This window comes from Thermotoga neapolitana DSM 4359 (assembly GCF_000018945.1).
GTDB classification, from domain to species: domain Bacteria; phylum Thermotogota; class Thermotogae; order Thermotogales; family Thermotogaceae; genus Thermotoga; species Thermotoga neapolitana.
Genome location: NC_011978.1, coordinates 530927 through 547759, shown reverse-complemented (window position 1 = coordinate 547759; position 16833 = coordinate 530927). Strand labels below are relative to the sequence as shown.

Sequence of the window (16833 nt, the reverse complement as noted above, 5' to 3'; positions counted from 1 at the left end):
GCTGCTCACCCTCTGTGTTTTTCAGTTATTATATCACGAAGCGGTTCTTTCCGGAGCGTTTGGCCTCGTAGAGTTTCTTGTCGGCCTCTTCTACCAGTCCGGCGGGAGAGGAGTTTTCATCAGAAAAGGCCACCCCACCACTCAGTGTGACTTTCCTCTCCACGTTGAATATACTCTTCCAGTTGAAGTTTCGAATTTTTTCCATGATACCGTTCATGGTGCTTTCAACCAGATTGCGATCTCCGGTTTCAAACACGATCATGAACTCCTCCCCACCGTACCTTCCAGCCTTGCCGTTTGAAACAGTCCTCTTCAGTGTTTCACCAACGACCTTCAATACCTCATCGCCGATGGGATGTCCGAAGGTGTCGTTTATTTTTTTGAAATCATCGATGTCCAACATGGCGACAGCTACACCTTCTCTTTTTCTGAGTGCTTCCTCGAGAAACTTCATAATAGCTCTTTTGTTCAGCAACTGGGTGAGGGAATCGGTCTCCGAAGCGACCATGTAATCTCTGAAGTCGTTCAGATTCCTGAACAAAACGCTCAGGCTGGAAACCGAATTTCTCAGAGCGATGTTCAAAAGATACCGATTTTCCACATCCTCAAAGAGAAGAACGCCAAGTTCTTCATTTTCATCCTTCACAACAAAATGGAGGTTGTTCTCGGAGGGTTTTCCTTCCTCACTGAACACCCCATGAAACGACCAGAAGGAAGGGGAAGTAGGTCTTTCCATTCTGGAAAGGAGATAATCCCTCAAAAGTTCCTTTTTCACAGGCTTTCCAAGAGAATAAACCCTTCCCTCACTCGTTGAAAGAAGAAGAACTCTGAACGCACCGAATCCAGAAAAGTATCTGAATAGAATTCCCAGTAAAGAGACAACGTACCTTTCGTCTCTGGTGAATCTCAGATACGATAAAATCTCTTTTTCCAGCATTTCTCTCTTCAACCTGTTCTCAACTATCTGAAAAACGTTTCCAACCTCTTCCAGCTCACAGCTTTTGTTCGATCTGAAGGGTTTCTCCAGGAAAGCCCTCAAATTATCTTCTATCTCCTCCTTTTTTCCCTTGTTGATGAAGACGTTAGCACCACTTCTTTCGGCCCAGAACTGGTTCACCGTATCGGAAGAACCCGTAAGAATTGCTATTCCGGAATTCTTGAACATTTCGAATTCTCTCAGAACAACGGAAAGATAGATCCCAGAAAAGTCAGGCATGTTGTAGTCGATAATGAAATAATCTGGTCTGTTTCTCAATGCTTTCTGAAGCCCTTCCGTTCCGTTCTCCGCCAGCACAACCTCTGCATCCTTTTCGATCTTTCTCACAATGTCGGACACGACAAGTCTCCAGAATTTACTGTCATCGACTATGAGAACCGTTTTCATCAAATCCCCCCATCGGACACTCTTAATACATATGATACAACATCGCTTTTTGCAGTGGGATTTTTCTGATTTTTCACAAAACTTTAATCTGTAAAACGAATCGACGGTGTTAAAATATCAAACTGGGAGGTGATCATCCATGACCGTGAAGGGATGGATCACCCTCATCTTCGCTATCTGGTTGATCGTCTCAGTTCTGATACCTGGAATTTCGGGATCCAAAGGAGCGAACCTGGCGAACTTTCTCGTAGTGGGAATCATCTTTCTGATCACAGGGCTGACAAGCCTGAAAGACTCCAGAGTACCGGCGTGGATCGTTTTGTTAACAGGAATCTGGCTCATTATCTCCGCTTTCATACCCGGTATAACCGGATCTAGAGGAGCTGCCATCGCAAACGGTATCATCTTCGGTGTTCTGGATCTGATTCTTTCGTTCTATCTCAAGAAGAAAAAGGAGCAAACCAGTTGAACTGAAGCGAACTAGATGGTATCATTTAATTGGTTCGGGGCGTAGCGCAGGTGGCTAGCGCGCCTGCCTTGGGAGCAGGAGGTCGCTGGTTCAAGTCCAGTCGCCCCGACCATTTTTTTATCGAACAAAAGCAATCGGAGGAGGTGAAAGACATGCCAATGTACAGATACGTGTGTGAAGAATGTGGGTACGAAACAACGGTCATGCACGGAATAAACGAGTCACCAGAAGTTACCTGTGAAGAGTGCGGTGCCAGGATGAAAAGAACGATAGGAAGAGTGGGCATCATATTCAAGGGAAGTGGTTTTTACATCACAGACTCGAGGAAAAGTGAAAGGAAAAAAGAAACAGCGACCTCTTCCGAAAAGAAGGATTAAACACTCAAATTTGGATCTGCGTTCAAATACAGGGGGAAAAAGATCCCCCTTTTCGCTTTTTCGTAGCCTGCCCTGGCAACCATCAGGGCGTTGTCCGTGCAGAGAGAAAGAGGAGGAAAGAAGACCTCGTACCCCCACCTTTTCGCCCGATCGTTCACCTTCTCCCTCAATCTGGAATTTGCGGCCACTCCTCCAACGAAGGCGATCTTTCTTATTCCAAGGTTTCTTGCGAGTCTGAACGTTTTCTCAACCAGGATATCAACGACCGCCTCCTGAAAAGACGCGGCTACATCCTCCACCCTGTAATCTTTTTCTTTCTTCAGAAAATAGAGAACGGCCGTCTTCAACCCTGCAAAACTGAAATTGTAATTCGGTTCATCCATCATGGGACGTGGAAAGCTGTACTTCTTCGGATCACCCTTCTTCGCCACTTCATCGATGATGGGTCCACCGGGATAGCCCAAACCAAGAAGCCTGGCCACCTTGTCGAAGGCCTCTCCAGCCGAGTCGTCCAGAGTTCTTCCGAGTATCTCCATACTGTAGTCCTCGTTCACCTTCATGAGCTGGGTATGTCCACCGGAAACCATGAGAACCACGAAGGGAGGAGTCAGGGTTGGGTTTGCCAGAAATACAGCGTGAACGTGTGCCTCGATATGGTTTACTCCAACGAAGGGCCTTTTCAGAGAAATGGAAAGTCCCTTTGCCGCAGAAAGTCCCACAAGAAGAGCTCCCACAAGTCCAGGACCGTAAGTAGCCGCCACAACGTCTACAGTTTGTGGATCAACCTTTTTGAACGTTTCTTTCAGAAGAAATGGTAAATTTTTGAGGTGGTGCCTGGCGGCCACCTCAGGCACCACCCCGCCGAACTTCCGATGAACCTCCACCTGCGAGACGGTGAAGTTCACGATCACATCCTTTCCGTCGTCGAGAACGGCCACCGCCGTTTCATCACAGGAGGTTTCTATGCCGAGAACTCTCATGCAGACTCCCTCATAACGACGATGGGTTTTTCTTTGCCAAGAGCAACCTCTTCGGTGACAACAACTTTTTCCACGTTCTTCAAACTCGGCAGTTCAAACATCATGTCTATCATGAGCTCTTCAAAAACATTTCTCAAAGCTCGTGCTCCGGTTCCTCTCTTCAGAGCCTCTCTTGCAATGATTCTCAGTGCTTCATCGGTCACTTCCAGTTTCACCCCGTCTATCTCGAACAGTTTCTGATACTGTTTCACAATGGCGTTCTTTGGTTCTTTCAATATCCTGATGAGATCCTCTTCCGTCAAATCATCGAGAGTGGCGATCACAGGTAACCTTCCAACGAACTCAGGGATGAGACCGTACTGGACCAGATCGTCTGGCGTCACGTGTCTCAATATCTCTCCTATTCTCATTTCCTTCTTGCTCTTTATCTCTGCTCCGAACCCCATCGTTGTACTCTGAAGGCGTCTTTTTATGATCTCCTCGAGTCCATCGAAAGCTCCACCAACGATGAAGAGGATGTTTCTCGTATCCACCTTTATGAACTCCTGATACGGGTGTTTTCTGCCACCCTGTGGAGGAACGTTGGCAATCGTTCCCTCGAGTATCTTAAGGAGGGCTTGCTGAACCCCCTCACCGGAGACGTCCCTCGTTATAGAAGGATTGGGTGATTTTTTGGCTATCTTGTCGATCTCGTCTATGTAGATGATTCCATACTGGGCTCTTTCCAAATCGAAGTTTGCTGCCTCCAGGAGTCTGAGAACGACGTTCTCCACGTCCTCACCCACGTAGCCCGCTTCCGTCAGCGGTGTGGCATCGGCTATGGCAAAAGGAACGTTCAGTATCTTTGCAAGTATTCTTGCAAGATAAGTCTTTCCCGTACCGGTTGGACCTATGAGCAGAACGTTGGATTTTTCTATTTCTACATCGTTTGAACTGAGATTGGAAAAAACACGCTTGTAATGGTTGTAAACTGCAACAGAAAGGATCCTTTTTGCTCTCTCCTGACCTATGATGTATTTATCGAGTTCTGCCTTTATTTCGGCCGGAGTTGGTATTTCTTTTATCTCGTCCTTTATCCTCACCTTCCTGTCACTTTTCAGAAGATCATGAAACAGGTCGACACATTCGTTACAGATGTAAACGTTGTTCGGACCAGCAATCAGTCTTTCCACCTGACTCATATCTCGCCCACAGAAACTGCAGAACTTACCCTGCATTCTCTCATCCTCCTCAGATCTCTATTCTGTCCGCGTCTATCCACAGACCTTCCAGATCGTAGAAATCCCTTCCCTTTTCGGTGAATATGTGTATAACCACGCTTCCAGCGTCTATGATCAACCATTCGTATTGCTCACCCCTGTCGTAGTAAATCAGAGGAAGTGACATCTCCTTTATCAGGTCGACCAACTCATCTCTCAGGGCCTTCATATGAGTGTAAGAGTTTGCAGTGACTATCACGAAATATTCTGTTGGAACGGGTGTTTTTCTCATGTCGAGAACCACAGGATTTTCTCCGCCCTTTTCAGAAATCTTTTCGATGAGCCTTCTCAGAATCTCGACCACCGATTTTCACCTCCAGAAATCACTCAACGGTCACACTCTTCGCCAGGTTCCTTGGCTTGTCAGGATCGAGTCCTTTCATATCGGCTATGTGATAAGCAAACAGTTGAATCACAGGTGCCATCATCAACGGGTAGAGACTTTCGTGCGTTGGAGGAACGTGTATGATATCACTCGTAATCTCTTCGAGGCTTCTGTTCCCCTCTGTTCCCAGAACTATCACCCTTGCATTCCTGGATTTTGACTCTATAACATTACTTTTGGTTTTGAAGAACAATGAGTCATCCGGCATCACAGCAAAAACAGGAAACTCTGGATCAAGGAGCGCTATGGGACCGTGTTTTAACTCGCCAGCCTGGTATGCAGTGGCGTGAATGTACGTGATCTCTTTGAGTTTCAAAGCTCCCTCGAGCGCCGTTGGATAGCCGTATCCCCTTCCAATGTACATGAAATGTTTGAAATCCTTGTACTTTTCAGAAAGTTCCCTTATCTGTGGATCTTTCCTGAGAACATTCTCGAGAAGTTCTGGCATTCGAACGAGCCTGTCCAGAATCTCATCCGCTTCTTTATTCCAGTATCCGTTTATCTCCATTATTTTCAAACCGAGAAGGTACAGCACCGCAAGCTCGGCCACGTAGGTTTTCGTGGCGGCAACTCCTATCTCCGGTCCCGCGTTCATGAAGAGTGTCACATCGGATTCTCTGTCGAGTGTGGATCCCACCACGTTCACTATGGAGACTATCCTTGCACCGTGCTTTTTTGCGAGTCGAACAGATTCAAGGGTATCCGCCGTCTCACCAGACTGGGAAATCGCCAGTAAAACGTCTCCTTCTTTCACGTGAGGTCTTTTGTATCTAAACTCGGACGAAACCTCCACATCGACGTCTATATCTGTGTTGTTTTCCACGAAGTACTTGAAAACAAGTCCTGCGTAATAGCTGGTCCCACACGATACAACGCGAATTCTGTCTATGTTTTTGAAAAATTCCTCGTAGTGCTCGAGTTCCTCAAAGAACGGTCGATCGTTCTTTATCCTGCCAACAAGGGCGTTCACAAGAGCCTGTGGATCTTCCATGATCTCTTTGTACATAAAGTGTTTGTAGCCGCCTTTTTCTGCGGATTTTTCATCCCAATCAACATGGTAGACTCGTCTGCTCTGTTTCACCCCGTCCACGTTGTAGATCTCAAACCTATCTTTTCTCAGGACCATAACGTCACCATCTTCCAGAAAGACCACATCCTTTGTGAACCTCAAAAGAGGTGTCACATCCGAGGCGAGGATACCAACTCCTTTGCCAGTTCCAACAACAAGAGGACTGCCCTTTCGTGCAGCAACGATCGTATCCGGAATACTCCTGTGAACGACCGCTATGGCGTAGGCTCCTTTCAACTTTCTGACCGCTTTCAAAACGGCATCCAGTAGATCCCCTTCGAACTCTTCTTCTATGAGATGAGCGATCACTTCCGTATCAGTCTCGGAAGAGAAGGTGTGACCTTTCTGTTCCAGAAATTCTTTCAACTCCCTGTAGTTCTCTATTATTCCGTTGTGAACAACGGCGATTTCTTTTCTACAGTCCATGTGAGGATGGGCATTCACATCGTTGGGTTCTCCGTGCGTTGCCCACCTGGTGTGAGCGATCCCAACAAGAAAACTATCTTTCAGTTTCTGTTTCAGACCGTTTCTCAGAACGTCTATTTTTCCCCTTCTTTTGTATACATCGAAATGATCTTTCTGCAGGTAAGCAATCCCTGCCGAATCATAACCTCTGTATTCGAGCTTCTGAAGGGAGGAGACAAGATCTTCAAGTTTCAGGTTCTCACCGACCATCCCCACTATTCCGCACATGTGGTATCCCCCTCTCAATTTCACGAACGAGGTTCATCCTGATTCCTCTTTCAGCCACTCTGATGGCATGTCTTATAGCCTTCGCATCCGAGGAACCGTGAGCCTTCACAACGATTCCTCTTATACCGAGTATGAAAGTTCCTCCGTAAGTCCTTGGATCGAGTCTCTCTCTCATTCGATCAAAGCTCTTTTTCATGAGAAATGCTCCGATCAAAGAAAAAAGTCCGCCTTCTTTTATAGACTCTTTCATCACAGATGTGATCAACTTTGCCGTTCCCTCCATGGTCTTCAAAGCAACGTTCCCTGAGAACCCATCCGTCACTACCACATGAACCGTTCCAAGGTTTATGTCGTGTCCTTCCACGTTCCCGTAAAAGTTATCTCCAAGATGTTCTTTCAGAAGGGAAAAGGCCTTTCTCAGATCTTCGTGACCTTTGTTTTCTTCCGAGCCGATATTCAAAAGCCCCACTCTTGGTGACTCCACACCCAGCACTCTTGCGTAGGCAATTCCCATGAGCGAGAAGTCCAGAAGGTGTTCTGGTCTGACCTTCGCGTTCGCTCCTGCATCGATCAAAACTGTGAAGCCTTTGAGAGAAGGAACCGCCACGCCAAGGGCTGGTCTTTCCACTCCTTTTATCTTCCCCACGATGGAAGTGGCACCGAGAAAAAGGGGTCCGGTTGCTCCGGCACTCACAAATGCGTCCACTTTGCCTTCGGCAACCAGTTTCAAACCGACGTGCATGGATGAGTCCTTTTTTCTCAAAACCTCGAGTGGTGGATCATCCATGTTCACAACTTCTGTTGTCTCAACAAACGAAAGACCCGCATTTTCAACGATCTCTCTGGGTCCTACGAGGACGATCTCACTCTCCAATTCCTTTGAAGCCAAAAGAGCGCCCTTCAAAATTTCATCGGGCGCTCTGTCACCACCCATCACATCGACTGCTATCTTCACCGCATCACTCCGCTATCTCGAGAACCTGTTTTCCTTTGTAGTAACCACAGTGCAGGCAGACTCTGTGTGGCATTTTGTACTCTCCGCAGTTCGGACACTTTTCCAGAGGAACACTGATCGCCCTGTAGATCTTTGCTCTTTTGTGATGTGTTCTCGATCGGGATCTTTTTTGCTTCGGAACTGCCATACCTTTATACCTCCCTGTTCTCAAGGTTATCCTTCAGTTTAGCAAGGATCTCGAATCGACTGTCGACCACAGGAATTTTATCACACCTGTGATCGGGTTCTTCGTTCAAATTGGTTCCGCAGTGCGGGCACAGTCCTTTACAATCCGGTTTACACAGAACCTTTTCGGGTACACTCACCACTATCGCTTCAACGATTCTCTCTGAAAGATCGAATTCCGTTTCATGATAGTATATGATATTCTTCAAAGATTCAAGTTTCTCTTCTTTTACATTTTTTCGCATGCTCTCTGGAAGATAAAGTGCCTCTATCACACCTTTTATCTCCACACGCGTTGGTTCCAGACATCTGGCACACGGGTGCTCTATCGCTGTGTGAACGTACCCACCGATGGTGAATCCATCTTTGGTCTTTGCAACAACCATCTTCACCCGAACCGGCTCCAGGAACTTACAAAAACCCACATCCAGTTCTATTCCTTCACTTTTGTACTCACCTTCCAGAAAAAATCGTTTTTTCTTTTCAATTTCTGCAAGTTCAACTTTCCAGTCCATTCTTCTCACCTCATGACTATTATACTCTTAGTAGTAGTAGTAATAAAACAGACCGCAAAGTGGTAGGTTTCTCAAGTTGAAAATTTCTATCCGTTTTCTGATGCAAGAAAGAATCATGTCTGCAACTTACCACCCAGGTGGTAGGTTAGTGGTAGGTTAGTGGTAAGTTATTCTATAAGTCGCTTTTGAAGAGGATTTCAGGTGGTAGGTTTTCTGAAACTCTCTTCAGAAGAGGATTTCAAAGAACGAAGATTTTACGGTAAAATTGTTTGTGAGAACTAAAGTGCTCTTTTGGTGAATCATACAGAAACCTACCACCTTCAAATCGGCTTTGGAAGCTGATTTCAGAGAGAAGTGGTAGGTTATTTGTGAAAAAAGAAGCAAAGAATGATTCTTCATCACTTTTTCTACTTCATGTTGTGTGTTTTCTACCAATAGATACCATAAGTAGTGTTCAGAAACCTACCACTAAACCTACCATTTTAGTTGTAGGTAAGATATTTTAGTGTTTAAGTCTCAAAATTCATAATCCAAGGAGGTGTTTTTCTGTGAGTCTGAGAGAAGATTTGTGGCTGTGGAAGAAAGAGAAGATCGCTGAGCATTTGGCTAACAGTTTAAGAAAAAAGAAACATGAGGTCTGGGTGGTGAAAGACAGGAGAGAAGTCGTTGAGAAAGTAAAAGAGATCGTTCCAGAAGGCGCAACCGTGGCGGTTGGTGGTTCTCTCACACTGGCTGATACTGGTGTTCTCGATCTTCTGCGCAGTGGAAAATACAACTTCCTTGACAGGTATTCCGCCAAAACCAGAGAGGAAGTGGAGGAGATATACAGAAAGAGTTTCTGGGCTGATTACTACTTCACCAGTGCAAATGCTATAACGGAGGATGGAAAACTGGTCTTTCTCGATGGAAACGGGAACAGGGTGGCAGCGGTTGTCTACGGTCCCAGGAATGTGATCGTGATCGCAAGCGTGAACAAAGTGGTAAAAGATGTCGAAGAAGCAAGAGAGAGGTTGAGGTACATTTCTCCGATGAATTCAAAGCGATTGAATCTGGAAACCCCATGTACGAAGACGGGATTCTGCGCTGACTGTTCTTCTCCCCAGAGAATATGCGATTATTTCTTGGTAGTGGAATCCGGTGTGAGGCAGCCTGGAAGGTTCAAGGTGATCTTGACACTTGAAGACCTTGGACTTTGAAAAAGCGGGGTTGTCCCCCGCTTTAAAAGTTCATGGGAATGATCTTCAGATAATCCTCAAGGGACCCATCGTCGAGGCAGCACTGGATGATCTCTCTTCCAACCGGGTTCAGATCCTCTGTGAGGAATTTTTTGAGTTCTCTCTTGAAGAAGTCTCTGAGTTGCTGTGCTCCTTTTTCGTAGGCTTCCTCTCCCAATTCCGGTTGCAGATGTGGTTGCAGAAGTTCCTTGGGGATCGTTATTCCTTCGATCTTCATTTCCTTGAGTGAAAATCCAAGCAGAGCACATTTTGACGGCACGAGCTGGTTCGGTTTGAATTTCACTCCTCCTCTTCTTGAGAGGTACTCCCTTGCGATCCACTCCGGCATGAATCCGACCTTGTAGACTCCTATGTGTTGGTTTGGAACGAGGATGTACCTGGTTCCGGGTGTGTCTATGATCTGCTCAAGAAGAATGTTGGCGAGCCTCACCATCTTTCCGGAAGAGAACGGCCAGAAAGATCCCACACCTTCGCTCGTCATTCCCTTCGTACCGACTATACTCGGGTTGGCGAATCCTCTTGGTGCCACCAGCCTCCAGAGCCACGCTATTGCGGGGGGTAGTACCTGCATAAGGCCGATGATCCCGTACGTTGGCTTCTCTTTTGTACACGGAGGTGTTCTCACACCGAAACTTCTCACATCCACTTCTACGGGATCGGAGATGGCGTTTTTCATGAATCTCTTTGGGATGATGACACGCGGGTTCGGACAGGGTTTCCCCGGTTCATCTTCGATGTGTTCCCAGATCAGGGCTGTTGAATCTGGAACGGCATGAATGTTGAGAAAAATTAAAGGTTCAGGTGGATGTATCGTCAGCCTTTCCAAGTCTGGAGCACTTCCGTACTCCGTTATGTGGTCCACTCTTATAAACCATCCAGCTTCCGCATCCTTCGCTACGAGTTTTTTCCCCGTTTGGAGTTTCGGGTGGCACATGAACATGTCGTCGGCCACCGGCTGGAGCGCACAGGTTTCTTTGAGTTCTATGTAGAACTTTTCTCCCGTTATCAGATTTTCCGCGAGTTTTATCCTGCCGTCAGGTTCTCTGTGGATCTCTTCGAGTATCTCACTCTTTCCACCACCGCTTGCTCCCTCGTGCATGATAACGAGTTCATTTTCGTACGGGGTGATCACCTTCACCGCAGAAGCGTGTGCGGTGACCCATTTTTCTTTTTCACCTATGTAGAGTAAAAATCCATAGACTCCTTTCTTCGCACTTGGTCCTGGATAGAGATTGTAAGAGAATATCTCGTAATGGGAATTGTGCCTGTAATGGACCACCACCTGTTTTCCGTTGAAATGGGTGTGTCTGAAGGGGGGTGCCAGGAACATGTACAACCTCGGCTTGAAATTCTCCGGGATTTTGCTTGCCGGAACGAAGAACTGAAGATCTGCCAGTCCTCCCACAAAAAAGCCGGCGTTCTTCGGGGCTATCAGAACGGCCGGATAGCCATAATCGTATCCTCCTGCCATGAAGGGTAAAAGGATCAACTCCTGTTTTTTCAACCAGTCGAAGGTTTCCTGCCGAATAGGTTCGAAGTCTTTTCCGAATCGGTCCTTGAACCTTGGCTTGTCTGTTTCCTTATTGTCTCCAACCACAAGGGCATCTGGATCTCTTCTTCTCATGTATGGTTCAGGATAATTCACCACCAGGCCATTTCTGCAACGTGTAACGGTTGCTTCCACTACGAAGCCTTTTCCTGGAACGTCGTATCCCACTTCAAAAACGTCTTTATTGCCTGTTGCAAGTTCAAGAATTTCTTTTCTGCTTTCTGGTATTATTATTTCTGAAGCGCTCTCTATGATATCCTTAACTTCGTCGGAAAACACGAATCTGTTCAGAACGGCTGTTTTCACTTTATCACCCCTCTGTAGAATAGTTTTCAAGCCAAATTATACCATGCTCCTCTTTGCAACTTTATGCGGTGTGTTAATGATTGTTCTCGTGAGGATTAATATATATAACGAAGATGTATTAGAGTAAAGTAATGCTTAAAGATTCCAAAAAACAGAATTTTCAGTGGAGGTTGAGAGGATTGAAAGTGCACATACGCGGAAAAGGTCCCCTGACAGAATCCCTGAAGAAAGAGTTAATAGGTACTGTCTGGGAACTCACAGATTCGATCCTTCAGGCCGAACTTGTGGTATCTGAGGATCTTTTGGATGTGGACCTTTCCGGAAAAGCCGTTGTGGATCTTTATCCATTCAAAGATAAGTCTGTAGCGTTCTATAGAGAAAGGTCTGTTCCCTTTGTCAGCATCTTTCCCGTTTTTTACAAGGAGTTCGCATTCTCAGAGTTTTACGTCCTCGAAAAGAGCGAGGATGAACGTATCACCACGTTTCTGGACTTTTTGAAGAATCTTGGAATTATCCTGAAGGACGTTTCCTGGGGAGAGTACAAAGAGATTCTGGAGAAGTATTCTGTTCTTCTTTTCCTTGCTCGCGCACTGAAAGATTCTTTTCTTATGGGGTATGCTTCTCACCTTCTGAACTGGAGGGAGGAAACTGGTAACTTTCTGGCTCTGGCAGAAAAGGTCATCCCTCGATTGAAAGACAACGACTTTCCCGTCGAACACAGCGAGTTGATAGGTGAGTTTTCAAAACTCTTCAGACCTCCTGTCAGTTTGAACGAGATGAGGCACAAGATCAGGCTTATAGATTTTGTAACATTAGGTTTGATCGATGAAAGAATGAAAGTCGCAAAAAGAATCGCAGAGGAGAAGAAAAAGACAGATTCTCCCGTGGACCTCAGAGAGGTTGAAGAGCAGAAAGTGAAAGAGATTCTGGACAGGACCAGCTTGAACCCTGTGCGTGTGAGACGTGTATTTGAGGAGATCATGAAACTTGCGAAAGAGGAAGAATACAGACTACTTGGTATTTCAAAGACGGTGGCAGTCCTCGGTCCTATGGGGAGCTTCAGTGATGAGATGGCTTTGAAACTGATCGGCTCGAGGATACCGATAAAGTACTGTGCCTCAACGGACGAGATCATAAGGATGGTGGAGAAAGGAGAAGCAGATTATGGAATCGTTCCAATAGAGAACTCCACCCACGGAACGGTGATTCCTGTGCTGGATGCCCTGCTGAACCACGAAGTGGAAGTATTCGGTGAGGCAAAACTGGAGGTTCATCACTGCCTTGTTGCAAAAAGAAGGCTCGATCTGAAAGAGATCAAGAGGATTTACTCTCATCCTCAGGCGATCTCACAATCCCTTGGTTTTATCAACGCTTATCTGCCCCACGCGGAGATCCGTTACACCACCTCAACGAGCGACGCGGTGAATCTACTCGACGATGAATCTGCTGCCATCATGTCAGAAAATGCAGCCAGGATGTACGGTCTGTTCATTCTGAGAAAGAGTATCCAGGATTTAAAAGAAAAGAACATCACAAGATTTTACATCATAAGGCGAAAGACGGGTAAGATGGAGGGAAAGTACACATCGTTGTTCTTCGGTGTTCAGGACAAACCCGGGGCTTTGAAAGCGGTTTTGGATGTCTTTGCAAACAAGGGAATGAATCTGAGAAAACTGGAATCAAGACCAGCCAGAACGTTTCTTGGAGATTACGTGTTCTTCGTGGAAGTGGAGGCACCTCTTGGCAAGGAAGACCTGAAAGATCTCGAAAAGGTAACAGCGTTCTACAAGATAATCGGGGTGTTCGATGAGATCGAAGAACTGGACGTGTTTGAATGAGGGGCACAGAGCCCCTCATTTCATTTCACAGGTTCTTTCACGAGTGGATACTGAAGGGAGTATCCAGCGAGTTTCATCATGATCCTCGGGATATCGGTGTTGTCCAGAAATCCTGTGAAGTTCTCCGCACCGGGACCGAATGCATAGATGGGGACCGGAACACCGGAGTGTGATGTGGTGGTCCAGCCAACGTTCACCTTTTCGCTCAACACCCTTCCGAGTTCTACTTTGGAATTGTTTGAAGAGGTGATTCTGTCGAGATCCGAGTCGGACAGAGTCAGACCGAAGTATTTTTCGATGGCCTTTTTGAAACTTTCGCGATCTTTCAAAGAGTAATTCGCCAAGATCCAGTCGGTGGTCTTTGAGAACTTTCTGATTCTGTCCACATCAACCCTGTAGTCACCCGAAGAGAGTGCAAGACCTCCTGTTTCATGGTCTGCTGTCACGATCACGAGGGTATCTCCTCTTTTGAGGGCAAAGTCGAGAGCCACCTGAACCGCTCTGTCGAACTCCACGACTTCTTTCCAAACACCGTAGATATCGTTGTCGTGTGCTTCCCAATCGATCTGAGAACCTTCCACCATGAGGAAGAAGGGCTCTTCATCATTTGAGAGTATTTCCAGGGCCTTCTTCACCATTTCGTAGAGCATGGGCTGTTCCTCTCTACTGCTTGCTGGGTCAAGATGGCTCGGCGCAAAAAGCGCCAGGACCTTTTCGGTGTTCTCTGGAAGTTTCATCAGATCTTCCTTTTTTGTCACATAGACGTAGCCCTTTTTCTTCGCCATTTCGATGAGATTGAGACCGTCCGATCTTTTACCACCAAGGCTTTCAGGAAGAAAGTTTGCCCATCCTCCTCCCATGACCAGATCCACTGTTTCACTTTCCACGAGTTGCCTTGCTATCTCGTTTTCTTCGCTTCTGCTTTTGACATGCGCATAGAAGGCTGCCGGTGTCGCATGTGTCACTCTGCAGGTGACAACGATGCCCGTTTTGGCTCCATATGCTTTTGCTATCTCAAAGATGGTGGGAACCCTTGTGCCGTCGGGAAGAACGTTGATCATACCGTTTTTCGTCTTAAAACCGCTTGCCAGAGCAGTTCCCGCGGCGGCAGAATCCGTCACCCAGCTGTCCACAGAGTGGGTCTTCACAAGACCTGTGTAAGGGGTTTTCATGAACGAGAGCGGTCTTCCCTCGATCAGACTCGTGAGATACGCCTGTGAAAGTCCCATTCCGTCTCCGATGAAGTAGATGATGTTCTTCACCTGTGAAAATGAAAAAGCAACCAGCAAAAGAGCCAGAACCAGCACGATGAGTCTTCTCACCTGAATCACCTCCCGATCTCTATCGTATATGCGTTCTGTTCAGGATGTTTTCAAAACTGTTGAAAAAAATGAAGGCAGGGAGTTCCCTGCCTTCTATATCAGCCTGTGTTCTCCAAACAGAAGTGGTTGTTCGTCTTTCAGCAGCTTTTGCCTTCTCACCGTTCCAACGTAGACGATGTGATCTCCCGCTTCGAACCTGCCCGCTTTTTCGCACTCAAGATATGCGATCGTTCCCTCTGGAATCGGAAGGTTTCCTTCACTCATTGTGTAGGAGTATTTTTTGAATTTGTCGGTTGTTCTTCCGGAAACAGTTCCGAAGTACTCTGCGATTTCTTTTGCGTCCTTTCCCAATATACAGACGGCGAAAGAGTCCGACTTGTCGAGGAGTTCCCTCGTGTACCTCGTCTTTCCTATGGAAACCGCCACCATGGGAGGTTGCCAGGACACCCTCGTCACCCACGCCACGGTGATACCGTTCATTTTACCATCGACGTTCACCGTAACTATAGCGGTGGAAGTGTAGAGTTTTCCCAGTGCGTCCATATTCTCACCCCCCAGAAAATGGTATCATACACCATGATGGAGGTGAAAGTGTGAGCTTTGTTTCCTTTGGAAGGAAGGTCTTCCTTCCTCGAGAACGAATCGTTGCGGTGATGCCCGTCAGCACTGCCATGGAAAAGAAGTTGAAAAATATAGACTTCTACGCAAACAAAATAATAAACGCCACTTTCGGCAAGCAGGCGAAAACGGCGGTCATCATGGACAGCGGTCACGTGGTTCTCATTCCCACAAGGTACAGGATAGCGGTTCGTGTCATATGGGGAAGGAGGAGAAGATGAAGAGGACCCTGACAGCGTTACTGGTCGTTCTTGGGGTTCTTCTTCTTTCGATCTTCCTTGTGAAGGTGTTCAGTGGCGAGATTCTTGTGAGAAGATACATCTTCAGAATCGGCGGTTTTGAACTTCGATGGTATTCAACCCTCATCCTGACAGGATTTCTCCTCAGCTATTTCCTGGCCAGAAAAAGGGCAAAGAAAGAAGGAATCAATGTGGAAGAGTTCGACGAACTGGTCTTCTATGGAGCAATTTTTGGCATCGTGGGAGCCCGGCTCTATTACGTTCTCTTCAACCTGAGATACTACAGGAGTTTCTGGGACGTTTTGAAGATCTGGGAGGGTGGTCTTGCCATACACGGAGCCATAATCGGTGCTCTGATAACGGGTTTTCTCTACATCGTTTTTAAGAGGCCTTCCTTTTCATTTTTGCAGGCAACGGATCTTTTCACCTCCGTTCTTCCACTGGGACAGGCGATAGGCAGATGGGGCAACTTTTTCAACTACGAGGCCTTTGGAGTGCCAACGAATCTTCCCTGGAAGATGTTCGTTCCTGAACCTTACAGGCCCGTTCTGTACAGGGATTACTCCTTTTTCCATCCAACCTTTCTGTACGAATCTGTCTGGGACCTTCTGGTGTTTTTTATGTTGAGCGTGTATTACAGAAAATACCGCAAGAGACCGGGGGAGATAACCTGCCTTTATTTTCTTTTATACTCCCTTGGAAGGATCATGATAGAAAGACTCAGGGTCGACAGTCTGATGATGGGCAACATAAGGGCTGCTCAACTTTTGAGCGCTGTTTTGATTCTTCTGGGTTTCACAGGCTTTCTGATTCTGAGATCTTCGAGAGTATCGAAAACAGTTTTCTGAAAGCCCTGGACCTGTGGCTGAGTTTTTTCTTGAGTTCAGGCATTTCACCGAAGGTCCTGTCGTACCCTTCTGGTACGAAGAAGGGATCGTAGCCAAACCCACCCGTTCCCCTTATTTCTTCAGCTATATAACCCTCTACTCTGTCCTCTACGGAAACGAGGAGATTTCTTTGAAAATCGAAGAACGTGGCACTGCAAACAAAAGCGGCTTTTCTGTCTTTGCCTTCCAGCATCTTCAAAATTGTTTTCATTTTCTCCTCGTAGGTGTATTCTTCCATGAATCGAGCGGACATAACTCCCGGAAACCCTCCCAAAGAGTAGATAACAAGCCCAGAATCATCGGCTATCACAGGAGATTTGAGTTTTTTCCCATAAACGATCGCCTTTTTCACGGAGTTTTCCAGAAAGGTCTCTCCATCTTCGATCACTTCGATTTTCTCCGGCGAAGGTAAAATCTCTGCCCACTCTGGAGCGATTTCTTTGATCTCTTCGACTTTATGTGGGTTCGTAGTGGCAACGTAGATTCTGAATGTACCCACCATAACTCCTCCCTTTTTCAGTTTGATCA

The 16833-nt window shown here is 46.5% G+C and carries 18 protein-coding genes and 1 tRNA gene; 7 read left to right on the top strand and 12 right to left on the bottom strand.

The window, feature by feature from the left end:
* Window positions 1–28: 28 nt before the first annotated feature.
* Window positions 29–1384, bottom strand: coding sequence for a GGDEF domain-containing response regulator (locus CTN_RS02755; protein ID WP_038066763.1), 1356 nt, complete (start codon window positions 1382–1384; stop codon window positions 29–31).
* Window positions 1385–1523: 139 nt separating this feature from the next.
* Here CTN_RS02755 and CTN_RS02750 point away from each other — a divergent pair, with 139 nt between their 5' ends.
* The 3 genes from CTN_RS02750 to CTN_RS02740 all read left to right on the top strand — a co-directional run bounded on the left by CTN_RS02750 (window position 1524) and on the right by CTN_RS02740 (window position 2230).
* A complete protein-coding gene (locus tag CTN_RS02750; RefSeq protein ID WP_038066760.1) occupies window positions 1524–1853 on the top strand; it encodes an SPW repeat domain-containing protein in 330 nt (109 codons plus the stop codon).
* A gap of 35 nt (window positions 1854–1888) precedes the next feature.
* A tRNA-Pro gene (locus CTN_RS02745) sits at window positions 1889–1965 on the top strand.
* A gap of 40 nt (window positions 1966–2005) precedes the next feature.
* Window positions 2006–2230: an FmdB family zinc ribbon protein gene (locus CTN_RS02740; RefSeq protein ID WP_038066756.1), complete on the top strand. Its 225-nt coding sequence runs from the start codon at window positions 2006–2008 to the stop codon at window positions 2228–2230.
* Here CTN_RS02740 and tsaD read toward each other — a convergent pair.
* The 7 genes from tsaD to CTN_RS02705 are packed head-to-tail and all read right to left on the bottom strand — an operon-like array spanning window position 2227 to window position 8311.
* The gene (tsaD, locus tag CTN_RS02735) at window positions 2227–3210 is read right to left on the bottom strand and encodes a tRNA (adenosine(37)-N6)-threonylcarbamoyltransferase complex transferase subunit TsaD (protein ID WP_015919038.1); all 984 of its coding nucleotides are present in this window, start codon (window positions 3208–3210) and stop codon (window positions 2227–2229) included. The two genes, CTN_RS02740 and tsaD, sit on opposite strands and share 4 nt — an antisense overlap.
* Window positions 3207–4427, bottom strand: coding sequence for an ATP-dependent Clp protease ATP-binding subunit ClpX (gene clpX / locus CTN_RS02730; protein ID WP_015919037.1), 1221 nt, complete (start codon window positions 4425–4427; stop codon window positions 3207–3209). Before clpX ends, tsaD begins: the two co-directional genes overlap by 4 nt.
* Window positions 4428–4440: 13 nt before the next feature.
* Complete coding sequence (rsfS, locus tag CTN_RS02725) at window positions 4441–4773, bottom strand: ribosome silencing factor (RefSeq protein ID WP_015919036.1); 333 nt, start codon at window positions 4771–4773, stop codon at window positions 4441–4443.
* 19 nt (window positions 4774–4792) lie between these two features.
* Entirely contained in the window at window positions 4793–6616 is a 1824-nt protein-coding gene (gene glmS, locus CTN_RS02720) for a glutamine--fructose-6-phosphate transaminase (isomerizing) (RefSeq protein ID WP_041437512.1), read from the bottom strand.
* Window positions 6588–7571: a phosphate acyltransferase PlsX gene (plsX, locus tag CTN_RS02715; RefSeq protein WP_015919034.1), complete on the bottom strand. Its 984-nt coding sequence runs from the start codon at window positions 7569–7571 to the stop codon at window positions 6588–6590. The genes glmS and plsX overlap by 29 nt, the downstream gene beginning before the upstream one ends.
* Before the next feature lie 4 nt (window positions 7572–7575).
* Window positions 7576–7758 carry a 50S ribosomal protein L32 gene (gene rpmF / locus CTN_RS02710; protein WP_038066753.1) on the bottom strand — a complete coding sequence of 61 codons (183 nt, stop codon included), beginning with the start codon at window positions 7756–7758 and terminating at the stop codon, window positions 7576–7578.
* 4 nt (window positions 7759–7762) lie between these two features.
* Window positions 7763–8311 (bottom strand): YceD family protein, encoded by a 549-nt coding sequence (locus tag CTN_RS02705; RefSeq protein WP_038066750.1) that lies wholly within the window; start codon window positions 8309–8311, stop codon window positions 7763–7765.
* A gap of 548 nt (window positions 8312–8859) precedes the next feature.
* On the opposite strand from CTN_RS02705, the gene CTN_RS02700 reads away from it, so the two are divergent.
* Window positions 8860–9507, top strand: a complete 648-nt coding sequence (locus CTN_RS02700) for a lactate utilization protein (protein WP_015919030.1) — start codon at window positions 8860–8862, stop codon at window positions 9505–9507.
* 22 nt (window positions 9508–9529) lie between these two features.
* On the opposite strand, the gene CTN_RS02695 is transcribed toward CTN_RS02700, so the two are convergent.
* On the bottom strand, window positions 9530–11401 hold the full coding sequence (locus CTN_RS02695; protein ID WP_038066746.1) for a DUF4914 family protein: 1872 nt from the start codon (window positions 11399–11401) through the stop codon (window positions 9530–9532).
* A gap of 185 nt (window positions 11402–11586) precedes the next feature.
* On the opposite strand from CTN_RS02695, the gene pheA reads away from it, so the two are divergent.
* Window positions 11587–13239, top strand: coding sequence for a prephenate dehydratase (gene pheA, locus CTN_RS02690; protein ID WP_231555983.1), 1653 nt, complete (start codon window positions 11587–11589; stop codon window positions 13237–13239).
* A gap of 20 nt (window positions 13240–13259) precedes the next feature.
* Here the strand turns inward: pheA and CTN_RS02685 are convergent, their stop codons facing one another.
* Both CTN_RS02685 and CTN_RS02680 read right to left on the bottom strand, forming a co-directional pair.
* The gene (locus tag CTN_RS02685) at window positions 13260–14561 is read right to left on the bottom strand and encodes an alkaline phosphatase (protein WP_038066740.1); all 1302 of its coding nucleotides are present in this window, start codon (window positions 14559–14561) and stop codon (window positions 13260–13262) included.
* A gap of 93 nt (window positions 14562–14654) precedes the next feature.
* Window positions 14655–15104 carry a flavin reductase family protein gene (locus CTN_RS02680; RefSeq protein WP_015919025.1) on the bottom strand — a complete coding sequence of 150 codons (450 nt, stop codon included), beginning with the start codon at window positions 15102–15104 and terminating at the stop codon, window positions 14655–14657.
* A gap of 50 nt (window positions 15105–15154) precedes the next feature.
* On the opposite strand from CTN_RS02680, the gene CTN_RS02675 reads away from it, so the two are divergent.
* Window positions 15155–15400, top strand: a complete 246-nt coding sequence (locus tag CTN_RS02675; protein ID WP_038066734.1) for a DUF370 domain-containing protein — start codon at window positions 15155–15157, stop codon at window positions 15398–15400.
* The gene (gene lgt, locus CTN_RS02670; protein ID WP_038066731.1) at window positions 15397–16266 is read left to right on the top strand and encodes a prolipoprotein diacylglyceryl transferase; all 870 of its coding nucleotides are present in this window, start codon (window positions 15397–15399) and stop codon (window positions 16264–16266) included. Before CTN_RS02675 ends, lgt begins: the two co-directional genes overlap by 4 nt.
* On the opposite strand, the gene rdgB is transcribed toward lgt, so the two are convergent.
* Window positions 16214–16807: an RdgB/HAM1 family non-canonical purine NTP pyrophosphatase gene (rdgB, locus tag CTN_RS02665; RefSeq protein WP_038066873.1), complete on the bottom strand. Its 594-nt coding sequence runs from the start codon at window positions 16805–16807 to the stop codon at window positions 16214–16216. The two genes, lgt and rdgB, sit on opposite strands and share 53 nt — an antisense overlap.
* Window positions 16808–16833 lie beyond the last annotated feature (26 nt).